At 63.2% G+C, this 356-nt stretch carries 1 pseudogene; it reads right to left on the bottom strand.

Going from position 1 to position 356, the window contains the following annotated elements:
- A pseudogene (gene glyA, locus ABLN94_RS24625) lies at positions 1-356 on the bottom strand (serine hydroxymethyltransferase); the annotation flags it as partial.

The raw sequence follows: 356 nt of genomic DNA on the forward strand, positions 1-356 counted from the left end.
GCGTTGCCCTTGACGCCTTTGGGGCGCAGGTCGACCAGCACCACATGGGTGTCGGTGCCGTGGGTCACGGTGTCCAGACCACCTTTGATCAGTTGATCCGACAGCGCCTGCGAATTGACGACAACTTGCTTGATGTAGTCCTTGAACGCAGGCTGCAGCGCTTCACCGAAGGCCACGGCCTTACCGGCAATCACATGCATCAGCGGGCCGCCCTGAATGCCGGGGAAGATGGCCGAGTTCACTTTCTTGGCGATCGCTTCGTCATTGGTCAGGATCATGCCGCCGCGCGGGCCGCGCAGGGTCTTGTGGGTGGTGGTGGTCGCAACGTGGGCGTGCGGGAAGGGGCTGGGGTGCTC

The organism is Ruegeria sp. SCP11, assembly GCF_040329455.1.
Lineage (GTDB): Bacteria > Pseudomonadota > Alphaproteobacteria > Rhodobacterales > Rhodobacteraceae > Ruegeria > Ruegeria atlantica_E.